This window comes from Adlercreutzia sp. ZJ154 (assembly GCF_011039055.1).
Taxonomy (GTDB): domain Bacteria; phylum Actinomycetota; class Coriobacteriia; order Coriobacteriales; family Eggerthellaceae; genus Adlercreutzia_A.
Map to the genome: position 1 here is coordinate 150,894 of NZ_JAAKEF010000001.1, position 19,926 is coordinate 170,819.

General features: G+C 45.9%; 18 protein-coding genes. 2 read left to right on the top strand and 16 right to left on the bottom strand.

The annotated features are described in order from the left end of the window. Nucleotides 1-282: 282 nt before the first annotated feature. Complete coding sequence (gene rpsT / locus G7Y37_RS00715; protein WP_165060247.1) at nt 283-822, top strand: 30S ribosomal protein S20; 540 nt, start codon at nt 283-285, stop codon at nt 820-822. 1 nt (nt 823) lies between these two features. On the opposite strand, the gene holA is transcribed toward rpsT, so the two are convergent. The 16 genes from holA to G7Y37_RS00795 form a co-directional block, all read right to left on the bottom strand. Next, nucleotides 824-1,795, bottom strand: a complete 972-nt coding sequence (holA, locus tag G7Y37_RS00720; protein ID WP_165060250.1) for a DNA polymerase III subunit delta — start codon at nt 1,793-1,795, stop codon at nt 824-826. Nucleotides 1,796-1,849: 54 nt separating this feature from the next. Further along, complete coding sequence (locus tag G7Y37_RS00725; RefSeq protein ID WP_206214052.1) at nt 1,850-4,186, bottom strand: DNA internalization-related competence protein ComEC/Rec2; 2,337 nt, start codon at nt 4,184-4,186, stop codon at nt 1,850-1,852. Beyond that, nucleotides 4,186-4,386, bottom strand: coding sequence for a helix-hairpin-helix domain-containing protein (locus G7Y37_RS00730; RefSeq protein ID WP_165060255.1), 201 nt, complete (start codon nt 4,384-4,386; stop codon nt 4,186-4,188). The genes G7Y37_RS00725 and G7Y37_RS00730 overlap by 1 nt, the downstream gene beginning before the upstream one ends. Continuing rightward, entirely contained in the window at nt 4,368-4,868 is a 501-nt protein-coding gene (locus G7Y37_RS00735; protein WP_165060258.1) for an SLBB domain-containing protein, read from the bottom strand. Before G7Y37_RS00735 ends, G7Y37_RS00730 begins: the two co-directional genes overlap by 19 nt. A 244-nt stretch (nt 4,869-5,112) precedes the next feature. Then, the gene (thiI, locus tag G7Y37_RS00740) at nt 5,113-6,318 is read right to left on the bottom strand and encodes a tRNA uracil 4-sulfurtransferase ThiI (RefSeq protein ID WP_165060260.1); all 1,206 of its coding nucleotides are present in this window, start codon (nt 6,316-6,318) and stop codon (nt 5,113-5,115) included. Nucleotides 6,319-6,341: 23 nt separating this feature from the next. Then, nucleotides 6,342-6,602 (bottom strand): DNA-directed RNA polymerase subunit omega, encoded by a 261-nt coding sequence (locus tag G7Y37_RS00745; protein WP_165060262.1) that lies wholly within the window; start codon nt 6,600-6,602, stop codon nt 6,342-6,344. A 19-nt stretch (nt 6,603-6,621) separates the two neighbouring features. Next, nucleotides 6,622-7,182: a guanylate kinase gene (gene gmk, locus G7Y37_RS00750; protein WP_165060264.1), complete on the bottom strand. Its 561-nt coding sequence runs from the start codon at nt 7,180-7,182 to the stop codon at nt 6,622-6,624. A gap of 21 nt (nt 7,183-7,203) precedes the next feature. After that, a complete protein-coding gene (gene pyrF, locus G7Y37_RS00755; RefSeq protein WP_165060266.1) occupies nt 7,204-7,932 on the bottom strand; it encodes an orotidine-5'-phosphate decarboxylase in 729 nt (242 codons plus the stop codon). Further along, nucleotides 7,926-8,834 carry a dihydroorotate dehydrogenase gene (locus G7Y37_RS00760; protein WP_165060268.1) on the bottom strand — a complete coding sequence of 303 codons (909 nt, stop codon included), beginning with the start codon at nt 8,832-8,834 and terminating at the stop codon, nt 7,926-7,928. Before G7Y37_RS00760 ends, pyrF begins: the two co-directional genes overlap by 7 nt. Further along, a complete protein-coding gene (locus tag G7Y37_RS00765) occupies nt 8,828-9,631 on the bottom strand; it encodes a dihydroorotate dehydrogenase electron transfer subunit (protein ID WP_241155937.1) in 804 nt (267 codons plus the stop codon). The genes G7Y37_RS00760 and G7Y37_RS00765 overlap by 7 nt, the downstream gene beginning before the upstream one ends. Before the next feature lie 6 nt (nt 9,632-9,637). Further along, a complete protein-coding gene (gene carB, locus G7Y37_RS00770; protein ID WP_165060270.1) occupies nt 9,638-12,853 on the bottom strand; it encodes a carbamoyl-phosphate synthase large subunit in 3,216 nt (1,071 codons plus the stop codon). Next, complete coding sequence (carA, locus tag G7Y37_RS00775; RefSeq protein ID WP_165060272.1) at nt 12,840-14,189, bottom strand: glutamine-hydrolyzing carbamoyl-phosphate synthase small subunit; 1,350 nt, start codon at nt 14,187-14,189, stop codon at nt 12,840-12,842. Before carA ends, carB begins: the two co-directional genes overlap by 14 nt. Continuing rightward, the gene (locus G7Y37_RS00780) at nt 14,182-15,474 is read right to left on the bottom strand and encodes a dihydroorotase (protein WP_165060273.1); all 1,293 of its coding nucleotides are present in this window, start codon (nt 15,472-15,474) and stop codon (nt 14,182-14,184) included. Before G7Y37_RS00780 ends, carA begins: the two co-directional genes overlap by 8 nt. Beyond that, a complete protein-coding gene (locus G7Y37_RS00785; RefSeq protein WP_165060274.1) occupies nt 15,458-16,402 on the bottom strand; it encodes an aspartate carbamoyltransferase catalytic subunit in 945 nt (314 codons plus the stop codon). The genes G7Y37_RS00780 and G7Y37_RS00785 overlap by 17 nt, the downstream gene beginning before the upstream one ends. Beyond that, complete coding sequence (gene pyrR, locus G7Y37_RS00790; RefSeq protein ID WP_165060275.1) at nt 16,402-16,998, bottom strand: bifunctional pyr operon transcriptional regulator/uracil phosphoribosyltransferase PyrR; 597 nt, start codon at nt 16,996-16,998, stop codon at nt 16,402-16,404. The genes G7Y37_RS00785 and pyrR overlap by 1 nt, the downstream gene beginning before the upstream one ends. A 201-nt stretch (nt 16,999-17,199) precedes the next feature. Further along, nucleotides 17,200-18,087: a radical SAM protein gene (locus tag G7Y37_RS00795; RefSeq protein ID WP_165060277.1), complete on the bottom strand. Its 888-nt coding sequence runs from the start codon at nt 18,085-18,087 to the stop codon at nt 17,200-17,202. Nucleotides 18,088-18,749: 662 nt separating this feature from the next. Here G7Y37_RS00795 and G7Y37_RS00800 point away from each other — a divergent pair. Further along, complete coding sequence (locus tag G7Y37_RS00800; protein WP_165060279.1) at nt 18,750-19,886, top strand: ABC transporter permease; 1,137 nt, start codon at nt 18,750-18,752, stop codon at nt 19,884-19,886. Nucleotides 19,887-19,926 lie beyond the last annotated feature (40 nt).

A 19,926-nucleotide genomic window follows, 5' to 3' on the forward strand; every position in this document is an offset into this window, starting at 1 on the left:
GAAATTCCCGATTAGGTCGTGACTTACGCGCTGCAATGGGTTATTCTATCGCATTGTGTCCAGTAAGGTGCTCGCTTCGTTTTATACGGAAGCGAATCCGCAGACGTGGCTGCTAAAGGATTGCCGGCTGGCGACGTAGATGTGACCTAGAAATCCCGAGGGTCATGCGCATATCCGTGAATACGGTTTATTGCGTTGCGTTGTCTGCTTTAGTCCTCTTGCCATATCTTCGAATTTACACCCACCACACTGGCGTAATATCAATATGTAAGGAAGAGGAAAATGGCTAATATTAAGTCTCAGAAAAAGCGCATTATTACTAACGAAAAGCGTCGCATGCGCAATCGCGCTATTAAAAGCGAACTGAAAACAGCTACTCGTCGCGTTAAAGATGCTGTAGAGGCTGGCAATGGTGCCGAGGCATACGCTGAAGCGCTTGCTTGCTGCCGTTTGATGGACAAGGCTGTTACAAAAGGTGCCATAAAGAAGAATCAGGCAGCCAATCGCAAAAGCGGCGTAATGAAGCTAGCCAACACAATTGTCACTGAAGACGATCGTAAGGCATACAAGAAGGCTGAGCCTAAGAAACAAGAAAAGACCGGCAACAAGAAAAAGGCCGCCAAGGAAGCCCGCAAGAAGGAAATGGAAGCTGCTTCTAAAGAGAAAGCTAAGCGTGCAGAAAAGCATAAGAAGGAAGAAGCTGCTGCTCTTAAGCGCAAGGAAAAAGCTGCTAAAGAAGCGGCTGAGGCAGAAGCCGCTGCAGCCGCTGCAGCTGAAGCTGAGGCAAGTGAAGAAGCGCCAGCAGAAGAGGCTGCTGAATAGTTTACTTCGCCAAGGTATTTACTACCCAATCTCTAAGAGCGGCATCTGCAGGGGTGCCGCTCTTCATTTTTTGTTCAGTATGCATCGACGAGATAAGAGCGCGGCGAAGATCGGATTCGGAAAAACGCCTAGCCCATTGAGCGTGGTTTTTCACTTTCCATTCTGGTACACCTAATTCTGATGCAATTTGTGCAGTAGAGCCACCAGATGCAAGCAAAGACTGTGCGCACATAAGTTCACGTATTTTGGAAGTAGACATAGACAGAAGAGCTATAGGGCTGCTATCCCCTACTTTAGGAAGGTAGTTGAGACACTTAACCATGTTGCGCGCAGCAAAAGCGTCAACAAATTCCCAAGGCTTCACCACAGACGTGTCGGCTACGAGGGCAATAACTTCATTTACGTTGACCGCATCTGATCCTCGATGAGCACTGGCTAGTTTTTTGATTTCGTTATCTAGTCGTACAGTATCGGTGCCAACAAGTTCTATCAGTTTGGCGGCAGCATCATCTGTCATAGTAATGCCATGTGTAGGTGCCATAGCGCGAACGTGTGCCTGCATTTTGTAACTTTTAGGCTGAGCACAATCTATAACAGCGTCTGCACCAAGAGACGAAACGGTTTTGTATAACTTAGTATTTTTCGCAAGTTTTTCCGCTAAAAGCATTAACACAGTTGTAGTGTTAGCGTTTTTAAGATAATCGCATACAGCATCCACTCCAGCCTTTCTAAGCTTATCAGCTGCATTAACCTGCACAAGTCGCTTTTGGCTGGCGAAAGGAACAGTGTTGCAAGCGCTTACTATGTCGATTCCGCTACATTGAGAACCGTCGAACGTATCCGAGTTAAACGACAAATCGCCTAGTTTTTCAAGACGCATACGCATGCGTTTCATAACGGCTTCGCGCTTAAGCGCATCGTCGCCCACTACTAGATATGCTGGGAGCAATTCTTTTTCTTGTTTGTTAGCCATAACATCATTCTAAACCAGCGAGGCGCATCTCGTATATAAGATGTCAGCAACTTATTAAGAGCTAGATTTAATTTCTATGCCTTCCTCCTTGAAAGTTAAGGAAGTTTGTCCATTTATATCTGTGCGCATAATGCATTTTGATGTATCTAGGCATTCCAGTGCTTCATCGGATGGGTGTCCATATTTATTATTGGCACCACAGCTTATTAATGCTATTTCCGGCTGCAATTTATTTGATATAGCTTTAGTCAAAGAAATTTTTGAACCGTGGTGTCCAACTTTTAAAACATCAATATCGCCTACGCTGCCCGAATTAAGTAATTCATCTAACTGTTCGGCTTCGGCGTCTCCTGTGAACAAAGTTTTGTAGTCGCATATACCATCGCTATTGCAATCTGCTTCGCATAACAGACAAACACTATCGGAGTTTCCTCCTTTGTCTTTGTACTCGTTGGGCCATATAACGCGAAGCGAAAAAATGCCAACTTTAAGAGTGTCGCCAACGCTAAGTCCTTGCAGTTCACTATCACTAGCGCGTTCAGCTGAATTACGTAATTCAGAGCAATTTTCGCATTCACAATTGAGCAAAAATTTAGATGAATATACTCTATCAATTTGCATATACGTAGATAGCGATTCTAAAGAAGAACAATGATCGTCATCTGGATGGGTTATAACTACCGCATCAAGTTTATATACTCCTAAATTTGCCAAACCCTCTTTTAGCAAACTGTCTTGATTTCCTGTATCTATAAGAATAGATGAACCTTTACTGCGCACAAGGAATGAATCGCCCTGCGCAACGTCAAGCATCACTATTTCGTCGGCTTTTGTTAATGGAGACAGAAATATAAAGATTGCTACGGCAGCATACGAACATATAAAAAATACCATAGCAACATTTAGGTGCAAGCTAGGCCAGAGAAACCAAAGAGTAAAACACATTGCAACACTCAGCAAAAGCATTGCCCACGGCGAAACGCTAATGGCAATACATCCAAAAGGAATGTCTGCTAAAAATTCTACTGCCACGCTTAATGGCATTACAGAAATTGCCGCCAGCTGAACTATAACTGCAGCTGCCGCTGGAAACATACATGAAATTACTGCGCCCAGTAAGGCACCAACGCAGGATATAGTAAACAGCGGAGTTGCTGCGATGTTTGCCAAAGGTGCAACTAGTGGAAGTTGCGAAAATAAAGCCATGGAATACGGCAAAGTTGCTACATTTGAAGCTAGTGTCATTCCGATAGGAGCGCCTATCGTTTTGCGGATAGAGTTAGGACAAGAGGAAAACCAAGATGACACAAGCCCTGCAAATAGCAAAATTCCCAAAGTTGAACCAACTGATAATACAAACGAAGCAGATATTGAAACTGCAGGATCGGTGCAAATAAATACAATTATGCATAATGCTAGAGCACTTATTGCGGAATCTCGGCGTTTAGCAAAGGGAGATAAGAGCGACAGTACAACCATAAAAGCCGCACGTAGCGCAGATATTGGTACACCAGCAAGCACTAAGTAAGCTAAAACAAACGCTATAAGAATAATAGTTACAGCAATACGTGGCATTTTAAGAAAGCTAAGCAGCCAACGAAAAAGAATGGTGACAATGCCAAGATGTGCACCTGATACAGCTACAAGATGTGCTAAGCCACACCTTTTGTAATATTCATAAATTCCACTGTCTTCAATGCCTTGTCTATAACCGCAAGCTAAAGCCTGCAACAATCCCGCTTGGTCCCCACCAAATTCCCCAAACAGACTAATAGCTTGTTTCCTTATATTTTGTAAAGCCGAAATAATACCATCGCGCACAACAAGTTCGTATGTATCCGCTGTTATCGAACAGCCTACTCCTTGACTCCAATAAAACTCAGAACTTGATTCTTTAATAGTTTTAGGAGAGGCACTTAGTGTTAATTCGTCCCCACGAAACAGTTCTACATTTTCGCGGAATTGAACGAATATTTTAGCTGTCTGATTGTGTGGACCACACGATAGTGCGTATGCAGAAGACCCAAAAGCACCATCTTTGGCATCTGAAATAAGCGATAGGTGCCACTGACCACTATCCCTTATTGCTGCGTCTGCTTTACTATGTATTGCGCCTGCACCGAAAAAGCCAAAAGCGCAACCTAGTGATAGCGAAATACACATCAGTGCAAGTGGACGAATTTTTTTCGATATGCAAAGTAAAGACGCAACAAGAAATGCGACTGCAGCTATAAGTGAATAACGGATACAGCTATCAATACTCAATAGAAACGATGCGTTGTATGTAAGCGCACATGCTAGCCAAAGCAATAAAGCAAATGGGAGTAAAATCGAAAGACCCGGTTTAGTGGGTCTTTCCTCGGATATAAGTGCGTTGCTTGTCTTTTTCATCATACACAAATTTGGTCGCGTATTGATTCGAGCGTTTTCTCGCCTATACCCGATACATTTGTTAAATCTTCTACACTTTTGAATTTTCCGTTTGATTCGCGATAGGCGATTATCTTCTTTGCTTTAGACTCACCAATTCCACTTATTGTCTGTAATTGCGCAGCATCAGCTGTGTTGATGTTTACCTTTGAAGACTGCACACCGTTCGATGTTTGGCTAGATGCAGACAAAGTGTTTTCAGGGGCTGTTGTAGCAGCAGAAATTTGCGCCATGTCTTCTTTGCTGGGTACTGAGATTTGTTCTCCATCAGTGACACTTGTGCAAGATTCAACGCATCTGTACAGGCATTATCAGAAAAACCACCAGCAGCACTTATAGCATCAGCTATTCGTGCACCATCAGTTAATTCATAAAGACCAGCGTTAAGAACACAACCTGTTACATGGACAAAGATGCTTGCTTCTTTAGCATCTTCTACTTGTACCCCCGCATCTTCTGTAGTCTCTGCTGCTTGAGCTTCAACAATTTGAAAGTTGCTTGTATCAGCAACGCTCTTCAAACCAAAAAGCAGAGCACCTAATGCTACGACGCATATTGCAGCAATTCCTATTACTATCTGTGGACGTATTTGTCCTAGGTGTAGTTTTGATTTCGCACTTTCCGAATAATCTTGGAAACCCATTTTCGCCTCCAAAACTTAGGTTTCCTTGGAAGTGTAGATATTAGATCTAACGTAGGCGTTATAGAAATGCAAGATTAATTACTATAAATTTATGCGTACATGGCAGTATGCATTCAATATCAAAACTATCTTTTACTAAATAAAATGCGAATTTATTTCAATATAAATCTTACAGAAACCTTGCAAATATCGTGCATAATTCTGGCACTTATCTGACGCTATATAAATACGTGCAGTAAGAGGGCTAATTCTTGCGTTTTAGTAATGGTGAATTGTATTCATGTACACATGCATTGCTTGCAAGTTCTTCTACCCAATTCTCTAGTGGATATTCGCTTTCCGCTTGCAAAACAGCATCTATCTTTGCGTGCGTTTCAGGAGAGCGCGGCATAAACAATGTACAACAATCGGGAGCATCCTGAGAAGAAATCTCAAATGTGCCAAGCTGCTGTGCCTGAGCAATTATTTCCTGCTTATCTGTACCAATAAGTGGTCGCAGAATTGGCAGATTAACAGATTGATCTGTTGCGGCTATATTATCTAGTGTCTGCGATGCAACTTGTCCCAAACTCTCGCCTGTAACAAGAGCACGCGCACCTTCTATGTGCGCTATGCGTTCTGCTGTCTTAAACATAAGACGCCTATACAGAATTACACGAAGCGGTGGCGGAGCTAATACCGATATTTCGCGCTGATAATCGCCCATAGCGCAAGTGTATATACGAGATATACATCCTGTTTTCTCTAGAACATGCGCAATGTCGTCTACGAGATACTCTGATGTGTCGCTCGTAACGGGCGCACCCGAAAAATGAACGCCTATACAATTGGCTCCGCGACGCGCTAGGCGCCATAAAGCAACAGGTGAATCGATGCCAGATGAGAGCAGGCACACAACGCGCCCCGAACTTCCCACCGGTAAGCCGCCTATGCCAACGATACTTTTTGCGTACACAAACGCGCTATTTTGTATAACCTCTACATCAACTTGCACATCGGGAGATTTCATCTTTACATGCTTGGTAGGATAAGCCTCACACAAAATCGCACCAATATCGCGGTTAATTTGCATAGAATCTATCTCGAAATCGGTATGATTACGTCGTGCTTGTACCTTAAAGGTTTCAAATGTTTGCACCTCAGCCAAAGCATTTATAGCAGCTTGTCCAATATCATCCATATTTCGCGGGCATTTAAAACCGCAAGATGCACGCGCCACCCCGGGTATCTGCGCAATTATTTCTTCGCATGCACAGGCAATATGAAGACTTGTGCCTTCTTTAAGAAAAACGACAAGCCGTCCAGAAATTCTATGAATATCAACTACAGGAAAACCTTCAAGAAGAAACTTCAAGTTTTTAAGAAGCCTCTGCTCGAAAGACCCTCTATTCTTGCCCTTAAGCCCGATTTCGTGGTAATGAACTAGTATTACTCGCTGATACATAATCAAAGCGTAAACTGTTCTCAATAAAATTAGTGATTATGAACATCTATGCTTTCGGGATTATACGACACATCATGGCGTGCTATTTCATTAAACGCCATTGTAAGCGGCTTTGTGTCAGCAGCACGAGCAATTTCAACTGCTGTTTGCAATGCAATAGCGCGATCTCGCTGACCACGCATCATGTCGTTAATATCATGTGCACGTTTAGAAGCTAGCGTGCACAGCAAAAAACGATCATTATCAGCCTCTTCAAGCAGAACGTCGATAGGTGGTTCGATTATGCTCATATGTCTTCTTGCCTCAAATCTAATCTGTCAAACCGGTCACATAATCCGCAAGCTCTTTCGCTGCGGTATCAAGGTCATCATTCACAAGCAATTTATCATACTCTAATTTGCGCGAAAGCTCCAGTTTTGCGGTTTCCATTCTAGCTCGAATGGATGCTTCGCTATTAGTTCCCCTACCCCTTAGGCGCTCTTCGAGTATGGAAAGAGATGGTGGCTCTACAAATACCATTTTGCATTCAGGCATACGCTTTTTTACAGCTGCAGCACCTTGTACTTCTATTTCTAAAATTACCTCATCACCTGCATCAATATGTTCAAGAACAGAACCTATAGGTGTGCCGTACAAATTCGAGTCGTATTCAGCCCATTCCAAAAAGCGATCTTGCTCTATTGCTTTCTCAAAAGCTTCGCGCGACATAAAAAAGTATTCGCGACCATTACGTTCTCCTTGGCGCGGCGGGCGCGTTGTTGCAGACACAGAAATCCATGTATTTGCTACATCTTGAATTAAACGCTTTACCAGCGTGCCTTTTCCTGCCCCAGAAGGCCCGGATATAACTATTAGATGACCTCTGCTCATAGTTGCAGCCTTTTAGTTTCGCTAGTTTAATTCTTCTGCTATGCGGCAGAAGGCTGCTATCGGATCGTCAGCATCTGTAATTGGACGACCTATCACAATGTGTGAAGCACCATTATCGAATGCTTGTGAAGGCGTTGCTACACGGCTTTGATCGCCAAGTGCAGAACCAGCGGGACGCACGCCCGGACATACAATATAGGCATTCTCTCCCATTTTCGCACGAAGGGCAGCGGCTTCTATAGGCGAAGCAACAACGCCCGATATCCCAGCATCTACTGCAAGATCGGCCAGAGCGAGAACCTGATCTTGCATAGGGCGCGCAACTCCACATTGGTTAAGCGTAGTCTCATCCATTGACGTTAATACCGTAATGCCAAGCGTTACAGGTACGCTGCTTCCAATATTGCTGGCACCAGCTATTGCCCCGCGCTGTGCGGCTTCCATCATAGGGACACCGCCGGATGTATGCATGGTTAACATATCCGCACCCGATTCCGCCGCCGATCTGGCAGCACCTTCAACTTGATGCGGAATATCGTGGAATTTGAGATCTAAAAATACTTTATAACCGCGTTGCTTCAGCATTTTGATTAGGTCGGTACCATACGCATAATATAGCGTCATACCAATCTTTACCCAAGAAGCAACACCAGCTAATTCATAAGCAATTGCAATCGCTTTATCAGCTTCACAGTCGAGCGCGACAATAACTCTATCTTTGCGAGATTCTTCATTGAAATGATTTAGCATTCCAGTGCTCCTATCAATTCGTTTACGTCTTTTACGCCATACATCTCACAATAATGACTGATACCATCTACAACATCGGCGCTAGCGTGCGGATTTGTAAAGTTCGCAGTACCTACTGCTACAGCAGTAGCGCCTGCAAGCATAAATTCAACAGCATCTTCACCGGTACATATGCCACCCATTCCAAGTATGGGAACAGATACGGCATGCGAACATTCCCAAACCATACGAAGCGCTACAGGTTTTACTGCAGGTCCTGATAAACCACCCACTACGCGTGCAAGTTTAGGCTTTCGTGTGCGGGCATCTATTGCCATGCCTAAAAGAGTATTGATAAGCGAAATGGCATTAGCCCCGGATGCTTCTGCTGCTTTAGCGATTTCTGTTATGTCGCCAACATTAGGTGTTAGCTTCACAATTAACGGACGCGACGTAGCGCACCTACACTTTTGAACTACTTGCCCGACAGAGACTGGGCTGCACCCCATTGTCATGCCGCCTGCATCTACATTAGGGCAAGATACATTCACTTCGTAAGCATCTACAGGATGCGGTTCTAAAGCCTCTATAACTTGGACATATTCATCGATGCTGTGCCCGGATACGTTAACAATTACGCTTGCACCTTTAGCTTTTAACCAAGGTATTTCATTTTGTATTAAATGGTTTACTCCGGGATTTTGCAATCCTATAGAATTCAGCATGCCAGAAGGTGTTTCGGCGATACGCGGACTAGCATTGCCTTCCCACCCGTTCAGAGAAACTCCTTTAGTAGTTACAGCACCAAGAGCCGCCACATCTATAAAGTCGGAATATTCAAGCCCGGCAGCAAAAGTACCAGAAGCTGTGGTTACAGGGTTTTTCATGTGTAACCCGCCTAAATTGACGCTCATGTTTACCATAGTAGCTCCTGCGCATCGAATACTGGACCATCCACACAAGCACGTTTTTTGCCATCTTTAGTATCAACCACACACGAAAGACAAGCCCCAATACCGCAAGCCATACGGCGCTCAAGCGAAACTTCGCAACGCACGTTAGCAGCGCGCGCCAAATTAGCAACTATTTTCATCATAGGCTCTGGACCACATGTAGCTACATAATCATAAGGAGCATCAGAATCTGCGGCGCATTGCAGGGCATCTTGGGCAATGGATGTACAGAACCCAGAAATTCCGTAACTACCATCATCGGTTGCGCACAGCACGCGAAGTTTAGGCATAGCAAGTTCATTGTATCTATCTAGGCATACTAAACTATTTGAAGAACCCGCACCCAAAGCGACATCAACTTGCACTCCGCTTTTACATAGCGCAACACAGAGCATGTAGAGAGGAGCAGCTCCTACTCCACCACCAACAAGCAAAGCTTTATGAATATCGTCTGACAGTGTCCACCCACGCCCTACAGGCGAAATCATAGGTGCTTTATCGCCCGCTTGCCAAAACGTCATCTCGCGCGTACCGCTGCCAACAACCTGATACAAAATGTCAATCATTCCATTTTCAGGATTTGCCGCATAAATAGAGAATGGTCGCCTGAGCACATGTGCTGGGTTTGTAGATATCTGCATATGTACAAATTGACCGGGAAGTATCTTACTAGCAGTTTTAGGTGCAAGCATACTTAAAAGATACAGATTGGGACCAACTTGTAAGTTCTGCTTGACCTCGCCTATTTCATCAAATAATCCGCTCAAGGTGCATCATCTCCATCTAGGTAGATCTTGCAAACACACCGCTTCAAAATTGCTTTCTGAAGCCACTTCCATACCTGCTACAAAAGCCTGCGCCGCTGCTAAAGTAGTAACACATGTTATGCCATGACGCACAGCTGCTGCTCGCAGTTCGTATCCATCACCTCGCGTAGCAGAACCCATTGGAGTATTTATAATAATAGAAATCTCTCCTGCAGCAATGGATGCCGTTATATCGCTTGAGCCTTCGTAAATCTTGCCAACTTCTTCGCATTCTACACCAGCAGCCCGCAATGCACGCGCTGTTCCCTGTGTTGCTAAAATTTCAAAGCCAAGACGCTTAATATTTCTAGCTATGGGTAGTACGTTTCTCTTATCGCGGTCATTTACAGAAATAAACGCTTTACCACCTTTGGGCATTTCGTAATCTATAGCAAGTTGAGTTTTCATATAAGCAAGTGGGAAATTGCGTGCAACTCCCATAACTTCGCCGGTAGAGCGCATTTCCGGTCCAAGTACCACATCTGATCCGGGGAATCTGCCCCAAGGCATAACAGCCTCTTTCACACAGAAGTGATCTAAAAGCCGCGTATCGGGTGGAAGATTCATATCGACTAACTTTTCACCAGACATAACACACGCTGCCACCTTAGCAAGCGGTACTCCGGTAGCTTTCGAAACAAACGGTACTGTACGGCTGGCACGCGGGTTTGCTTCTATTACATACACTATGCCATCTTTTATGGCGAATTGAATATTCAGAAGTCCAATTACGCCCAATTCGAGCGCAAGCATACGCGCTATATCGCGCAAGCGCTGCTGAATAGCCTCTGGCAATGCAAATGGCGGAATGCAGCACGCAGAATCGCCCGAATGAATACCCGCCATTTCGATATGCTCTAAAATGCCACCGATGTATACCGTTTCGCCATCGCAAACTGCATCTAAGTCTAATTCTACTGCTCCCTCTAAGAAGCGGTCTAAATACACAGGATGATCTGGAGATATTCGCGCGGCTTCACCCATGTATTTTTCAAGCTGCACACCATCATAGACAATAGCCATGCCTCTGCCACCAAGCACATAACTTGGGCGCACAAGCAGCGGAAAGCCAATTTTATCTGCCACCTGCACAGCCTGCTGGTAAGTATGAGCCATTCCGGCGGGCGGATAAGATATCGCCAATCTATCCAAAAGCGCTGCAAATCTATCGCGATCCTCTGCAAGATCGATTGAATCGGGAGATGTTCCCATTATGGGAATGCCTGCATCCTGAAGACGGCGTGCCAATTTCAGTGGCGTTTGTCCACCTAAAGTAACTATTACGCCGCTTGCATGTTCAACATCTGCTATATCCATTACATCTTCAAATGTTAGCGGCTCAAAATACAGCTTGTCAGAAGTGTCGTAATCGGTGGAAACGGTTTCGGGGTTGCAGTTAACCATTATTGTTTCAAATCCACGTTCTGCAAGCGCATAGCTAGCATGAACGCAACAATAATCAAATTCGATACCTTGACCTATTCTGTTTGGTCCTGCCCCTAAAATGATAACTCGCGGCTTATTGGAAGTGCGTATTTCGCTTTCACTTGCACCGTAAGTTTTATAGAAATAATCGGTGCTGGATTCAAATTCGGCAGCACATGTATCTATCGCCTTAAAGGCAGGTATTACCCCTAGCGCTTTACGTGTTGCGCGAACCTCTGCTTCACTTGCATGTGTGGCGCGCGCTATTTCAACATCAGAAATACCGTATTGTTTAAGCAAGCGCATCGCATCCGCATCTAGTTCATCTAAGCGCATATTTTCCAAATTGCGTCCAATGGTTGCCATATCAGCCATACGCTGTACAAAGAATGAATCTATACGAGTTATCTCGCAAATATCGGAAGATGACATGCCCGCCCAAAGCGCATCCATAATATGGAAAATGCGCTCTGGAGTAGGACGACTTATCAATTCACGCAATTCATCAAGATCTGAAATATTGCCAGAAGATAGCGCCCCCGCGCGTCCATTTTCAAGTGAGCGCATTGCTTTTCCAAACGCTTCCTCAAATGTACGCCCAACAGCCATAACCTCTCCAACAGCCTTCATCCTTGTAGATAAAGTGTCGTCAGAACCTTGGAATTTTTCAAAAGCAAAACGCGGAACTTTCACCACACAATAGTCTATAGCGGGCTCAAAGCATGCCGGTGTTACTTTTGTTATGTCGTTTGATATTTCATCTAAGGTGTAACCCACAGCAAGCTTTGCCGCCACCTTCGCTATAGGAAAACCAGTAGCTTTTGAAGCTAGCGCCGAAGAACGAGATACGCGCGGGTTCATCTCTATTACAATCATGCGACCGTTTTGCGGGTTTACGGCAAACTGCACATTACTGCCGCCAGTTTCCACCCCTATGCGTTCTAGAATTGCCAGAGAAGCTACACGCATGCGTTGGTATTCAATATCGGTTAAAGTTTGCGCCGGCGCAACGGTTATTGAATCGCCCGTATGGACACCCATTGGGTCTAGGTTTTCTATGGAGCACACAATAATGCCGTTTCCGGCGCTATCGCGAATAACCTCCATCTCGTATTCTTTCCAACCCTCAATAGATTCTTCAACCAAAACCTCAGATGTAACCGATAACTCTAAACCCTGAGAAACTATGCGCGTTAATTCTTCTTCGTTATGAGCTATGCCACCACCAGCGCCGCCCAGTGTAAACGAAGGTCGCAGTACAACAGGAAAGCCAATTTGCGCCACAATCTTTTTTGCATCCTCAACAGAGTATGCATAACCACTACGCGCTGTTTCAATTCCGAGTTCAGCCATGCATTCGTTGAAGACCTTGCGATCTTCACCGCGCTGAATAGCAGCCAAATCGCACCCGATCATTTTTACGCCGAACTCATCCAAAATACCCTTTTCAGCAAGTTCAACTGCGGCATTTAGCGCAGTTTGACCACCTAAGGTTGGAAGCAGCGCATCGGGGCGTTCTTTCTTAATAATGTCGCGAATCGCATCAGCAGTAATAGGTTCAATATATGTTCTGTCAGCCAATTCGGGGTCGGTCATAATGGTGGCTGGGTTTGAATTAACAAGCACAACTTTGTAGCCATCTTGCGAAAGAACTTTGCATGCCTGCGCACCTGAATAGTCAAATTCGCATGCTTGACCTATAACAATCGGACCGCTTCCTATTACTAAAATGGTTTCTATATCATTACGCCTTGGCATTAGCGGCCTCCTCGCAAGCAAACTTCCATCCCTGCAAACGATCGTGGGCTATATCAATATTCAGATAGTCTGAATCTCCTGCCATAAGACGCATAAATGCCGTAAATAGATAATGCGAATCGGTAGGACCCGGAGAGGCTTCCGGGTGATATTGCACACTGAAAGCCGGAATATCTAAAAACTCCATTCCTTCAGGCGTGCCATCGTTTAAGTTCACATGGGTTAAGCGAATGCGTCCATAGCGTTCATTTTTTACAACGGGTGCTACACCCAATGCAGCCCACTCGCGCAAATCGTCGAAGTGCTGCGCATGCCCTGCTGATTGTTCTGGAATAATTTCACCTAAACTTTGAAAGACTTGCCCGAACCCATGATTTTGAGCAGTTATTTCCACGCGAGAGCTAAGTAGATTGACCACAGGATGATTGCCACCTCTATGACCATATTTCAGCTTTTCTATTTTAGCTCCAGCTGCTTTCGACAACATTTGGTGCCCCAAGCATATTCCAAAAATTGGCACTTTACCCATAAGTTTTGCCACTTGATCATATGTTTGTTGAACCGCCTCCGGATCTCCCGGACCATTCGATAAAAATACACCATCGGGCTGCATATTTAAAACATCTTGCGCCGGCGTATTCCATGGAACTGCAACAACTTCACATCCTGCCAATGTTAATGAATGCAATATTGAATCTTTAGCTCCGCAATCATATGCAATTACTTTGAATTGACGCGGCTGCGCTTCGCTCAAAGCGAATGTGTGATTTGTCGGTACATGTGGAGCCGCACGCATAGCATCGCAAGAGACACTGGCAACCAAGTTTTCTCCCACAATGCTTTTTTGAGAGCGCACTTTATTAAGTAGGCTTTCAACATTCAAGTCTTCTGTAGAAATACCACCACGCATAGCTCCAGATTCACGAATGTGTCTTACAAGCGCTCTTGTATCTATGCCTTCAATTGCTACCACACCATGTTCTGCCAAATAATCGGGCAAACTAACTACACTTCGCCAACTAGAGGGCGTGCTGCACATATCGTATACAACCAGTCCGCGCAATGCGGGCGTATCGCGCTGTACATCCTGCACGTCAACGCCATAGTTTCCTATTTGCGGATAAGTCATGGTTATTATTTGACCCGCATAAGAAGGATCGGTTATAACTTCTAAATAACCTTCAACAGAGGTGTTAAAACACACCTCCCCAAAAATCTCTCCTTTAGTACCACACGAAAATCCAGAAAATGCGCTGCCATCTTCTAGCACCAACAGTGCCGGGCACCTTGTAGCTTTAGAGGTGCCCGACAATAATGCTTCACTAGCTTTACTCAACTATCTTCCCATCACGCAATGTTGCATAGCCGCCAACATATACATCGGTGGCACACCCTACTAAATCAAACCCTAAGAAACCTGAATTACCGGCTTTTGAATAGAAATTATCGCGAGATACATTCCACTTTTTATCGGGATCAATCACTGTGAAGTCGGCAATGCTTCCCGCTTCTATACGCACAGGGTCTTCGCGCAATATAGCACGCGGCGCTATTGCCATAAGTTCAATCATGCGCGCGTAATCTATTACGCCGCTATTCACCAAATTTGTAAGCACCAAGCCAAGTGATGTTTCAAGTCCAATCATTCCGAAAGGCGAAAGCTCAAATTCTCTATCTTTTTCCCAATCGGTATGTGGAGCATGGTCGGTAACTATGGCATCAATAGTTCCGTCTACAACACCTTCAATTAGCGCTTTAGCATCAGCTTTAGTGCGCAGCGGCGGATTTACTTTAAGGGAAGTGGGGTATGTATCGTCAATATCATCTTCTGTTAAGAACATGTGATGTGGCGTAACTTCGCAAGTAACAGGTAGCCCCTCCGCTTTAGCTGCTCTTACCATTTCGACACCGCGAGCAGTAGTTATATGCTGAATATGAAGCGGGCAACCAGTTAATCTACAAAGAGCTATGTCGCGTGCAATTTCTAGCTCTTCGCCCTCTGCTGGCCAGCCAAACATGCCAAGGCGAGTAGATGCCACGCCTTCATTTACCTGACCTTCGCCCACAAGGGAGTTATCTTGACAATGCACCATAACCACGCGGTCAAACTGAGAAGCGTAATCTAGTACGCGGCGCATCATACCGCTGTCTTGCACACCGTGCCCGTCATCGGTAAACGCTTTTGCACCGTGCGCTATCATATCGCCCATCTCGGACAATACTTCGCCTTCAAGATTTTTAGTGCATGCCCCAGAAACAATAACGCGGCATTTGCCTACTTGCGCTGCACGCGCTTTCACATACTCTACGCCGACAGCATTATCTATTACTGGATTAGTGTTGGGCATAGCGCATACTGCCGTGAAACCACCGTGCGCCGCCGCCCTAGTGCCGCTTGCTATATCTTCTTTTTGTTCGAAACCCGGCTCGCGTAAATGCACATGCATGTCTACAAGCCCCGGTACCAAAATCTTTCCGCTAAGGTCTACCTCTTCACCCTTTTCCATAGAAAGATTTTTGTCTACCTCAACAATACGTCCGTCGCGCACAAGTAAATCGATTACCTCGTCAAGTTCTACCTGCGGGTCGATTACGCGCGCATTTTTAAGCATCAATGCCATCGTTTGTACCTCCCAAAAGCTGATATAGCGCAGCCATGCGCACGAGAATGCCTGCATAAACTTGATCTAGAATTACTGAACGCTTGGGGTGATCTGCCATAAAGCTATCTAGTTCCACGCCACGATTAATGGGACCCGGGTGGCATACAATAGCATCTGGCTTCATTAAATGATCTCGCTCTTTTGTAAGCCCAAACAACATATTGTATTCACGCAAACTAGGAAATGGCGCACCTTCCAAACGTTCGCGCTGGACGCGCAGCATATAAACAACGTCTAGGTCGGGAAGAACGCTGTTTAGATCGCTAGTAGCGCTGTCAGCACCAAGTGTGGCTACGTCAGCCGGAAGCAAAGTAGGCGGTGCTATAACACAAACATTAGCGCCCATTATTTTTAGCGCAGGAATAAGAGAGCCGCATACGCGCGAGTGGCTTATATCGCCCACAACGCCAACATTTAGCCCTTCAAACTTGCCTTTGTGTTCCCAGATGGAATAAAGATCAAGCAAAGCCTGTGTCGGATGCTGATGCTTGCCGTCTCCTGCATCTATTACATGCACGCCAGATAAATCGGCAATTTTACGCGGTACACCTGCATGCTTATCGCGCACAATTATCATGTCCACTTTGTAGGCGCAAAGTGTCTCCACCGTATCGGATAAGCTTTCGCCTTTAACTGTAGATGTGGAACTTCCACCGAAATTTAAACTGTTGGCAGAAAGGCGCTTCTCAGCAATTTCAAACGACGAGCGTGTACGTGTAGAAGGCTCGTTAAACATATTCACAATAGTTGCGCCTTTTAGTGTCGGCACCTGCTTGATGCGACGCTCATTCACTTCTTTGAATCTCTCGGCTGTCTTCAATAGCAGCATTATTTCATCTGCTGAATATTCCGAGATGTCAATTAAATGCTTGTGCGGGAAAGCCATTATTCCGTATCCTCCTTTGTGCCTAGAGGCGCCGCTCCCGCGCGCCCACCCGGATCAACATCCAGAATTTCCACCGCCGATTTACCATCTACATCTTGTAAGAAAAGTCTTACGCTTTCATCTGCTGCTGACGGTACGTTTTTACCTACATAATCTGCGCGTATGGGAAGTTCGCGATGCCCGCGATCTACTAACACCGCAAGTTGTACCGCCGCAGGGCGACCGATATCCATCAATGCATCAAGCGCCGCACGAATTGTGCGACCGGTGTAAAGTACATCATCAACTAGCACTATGGTTTTACCATCTATGTTAAATTGAATGTCTGTACCTAGCACTTCGGGGGCAAAGTGCGTCATAAAATCGTCGCGGTAGAAGCTGATGTCTAATTTGCCTAGCGGCACACAAACGCCTTCAATTTCTTCAATGCGTTCGCGCAGGCGCTTCGCCAAAATGTCTCCGCGTGTAACAATGCCCACAAGCGCTAAACTTTTTGCGCCGTGATTTGCTTCGAGGATCTGATGTGCCATGCGCGTAAGTGCGCGATCAATATCCTCTTCATTCATGCAAATGGATTTTACGAGAGGTTCGCTCATACACACTCCTTACTGGTCGAGTGCGTACAGATGAACCGAGAAAAGCTGCCGTGTTTAAGCTGCGTGCCTTGTCGGTCTCTCTGTACCGCTTTTAAAGGTCACGGAACAGTATGCCACGAACCCGTGCACCAAGTAACCCCTATTCTTCAATTAATTTTTAAGCATGCTAATGTGCAGTGCCAATGATAAATACCCAACCAACTAGAAAGTGGCTTTATGAAGCATTTCGCGCATGCGCCTAGATGCTTGCTCGTTCATTTTGGGTATTAGATTGTCAAGCAATTCCAGCATTTTTTCTTGGTTTTCGGGAACTCTACCCTGAAAACGCAGAATGTCAGTATCGTGCGAACAGTTCACCGTACAGTCGCAATCCAAATTTGCGATAAGGGTACGTATCTCGTGCGCCATTTCAATTTCCGTGGGTACTTTCCATCTACCCGCTTGTATGTCGGCTGCTAAGGGCCATGTTTTAGTTGGAGTCATTGTAACTATCAGAATGCGCTTTGGCGCAGCTTCGCTGAAAACTTTTGCAGATGCGATAGCATTTTCCTCTGTATGCCCCGCACCAGCCATTCCTGTAAGGTAGAAGAAAGTAAAACTTATACCAGCTTTATGAAGACGTTTTGCTTGCTCGATGATATCTGCAGCGGTATGACCTTTGCGCATAAAAGCTAACGCTTCGTCAAATCCACTTTCTGCACCTATAGCTATGTCGTCTACGCCTCTACTTGCAAGCAGCGCAAGATCTTCATCGCTTTTATTGGCAATATCGGCTATGCGACAAAATCCACCATAGCTATTTACTGTAGGGATGCGCTTTTCTACCTCGTCAAACACTTCAATTAGACGCTTAGTAGGCAATGTAAAAGGATTACCACCGGTAAGATAAATGCGTCTAGTTATGGCGGTTGAATATTTTGCAATTCCCTCAATATCAGATATTACGGTTTCCATAGGTAGCGCTGTAAAGGGAATATCTGTAAATATGTCGCAGAATCGGCATTTTCCATGAGCGCAACCATCCACAATGGGAAGCATTGGGCAGTTCATATCTTGAGGCGGTCGATGCTGAGGAGATTTAACCGGCATAACTTATCCTTTCAGATTAAATTCCATTCCCGCTAATTATATGACACACGCATATGACACGTCCTTGTACGCCAGCTTCAATTGCGTCTTACGAATGGAATCATCTATACCACGCGCTTTAATGTATGCGGAGGTCAATACAAGCGCCGCACCTCCACCGATGAAATCTTGCGCTCTTATAGTGAATAGATGGATATAAATGGCTTCTGCCTGACGTTTATTGCCAGTTGTTTCGATGGAGAGCTCCTAAATGATATCTATAATCTTATTCCAAGGTCTTCCGTTCTTGGTTTGCGTATCCAGATAAGAAGAGAATGGAAAAGGGAGCCCTTGTTTCGAGAAAGTGTCAGCCATTAGATGTCTTGTAGCCTGAAGAGCTCCGCCAGAAACGCTGCCTTCCTGTTCGATCATCATGGCGAATGGATTATGCGGCGTGAGCGAACTTCTCGACGTAAGTCGCAACATCGCTCCCTCCAAACAACGGGGCGACCAAGGGTCCACTCGACGTTTTTGGTGCCGGTGCTCGCTGTGACCCCGGCATGGTGATCGTCCAGACGCTGATCTCCGAGCTGGGCGCGAAGAGTCTGTCTATCTGCCCATCTGCAAATACGGTGTCCGCGACGAATATTGTTTGGAGCGCGTGATTCATATATAATGCCCTCATGGCGAAGAGGTATCACAAAAAACAGCACGGACACATCATACTTTTCGCCCTCGCATTGCTCCTGTTCTTGCTGGCTCTTCTTTTCTACACGTTCCTGACGTCCGACCCGCGCGACACGAAGCTGGGTATTGTCTCGCTAGACGAGGGTGTGCAGACCTCCCAAGGCCAAAGCAACCTCGGGTCCCAAATGGTCGAGAAGCTGACGAGCGGCGAGCTCTTCACGGCGACGCCCGGCAGCAGCGAGACTCATCTCAACTCCTATTCCATAGAGTTCAAGACGTACAAGACGCAAGACGAACTGAACACGGCGCTCGAAAACGAGGAGGTGACAGGAGCCATCGTCATCCCTGAGGACTACACGAAGCGCAAAATCAACGAAACAACCCAAAACATAACCAACAGTACGGAAGACGTGAAGAACGCCGTTGTCGATGTGGTGGTCGAAAAAACGACCGACCCCGTCCTGCAACAGCAAGTCGGCTCGAGCATCACACGTCTTCTTAACACGGCCGGTCTCAGTGCAAGCTCGGAATATCCCGGCAGCAGCATCTCGGGGGAAATAGGCGAGCGCGACGTAGACCCGCTGTGTCACGTCTGGCTCCTGCTGCCGCCTATAGTGGCGTCGTTGCTGCTATCGGTTGCATACCCCATACGGCGCGGTGCCACGTTCGCAGTCCGCGTGAGGCGCCTCGTTGTCGCTGCGTTGGCATCTGCCCTCTTATCGATCCTAGTGGCCATTGGCGACTATCTGATACTCGTCAACGCCTATCACTATACAAACGTGCTTCTGCCGTCCATCGGCGAACTGTGGGTCATGTCGTTTCTGGTCATGCTGTTCTTCGGAGGCTTGGCGCAAATCCGTCTCTGGCTTGCCGCACTCGCCGCCGGACTCTTGCTTCTGATCGGCGCGATTGCAGGATGGGTCTCTCTTGAGGCGTTTCCCGAACCCATCCTACCATGGATCGTTGAGACGTTTACCGATGCAAGCCTGAATGACATAGTATCGAACGTCCCTGGAATCACGATATGGAACTCTGGCGTCCATGCGCTTTGGAGCTATGCGCTCGTCGGCGTCATACTGGCGATAGCAACGGCCGCCTTTTCACGCCCCGATCGTTCTTACGATTACGAGTAGGCTCGAAGGTTCTCGTCCTCGCACGCCAATCCCGCCGACT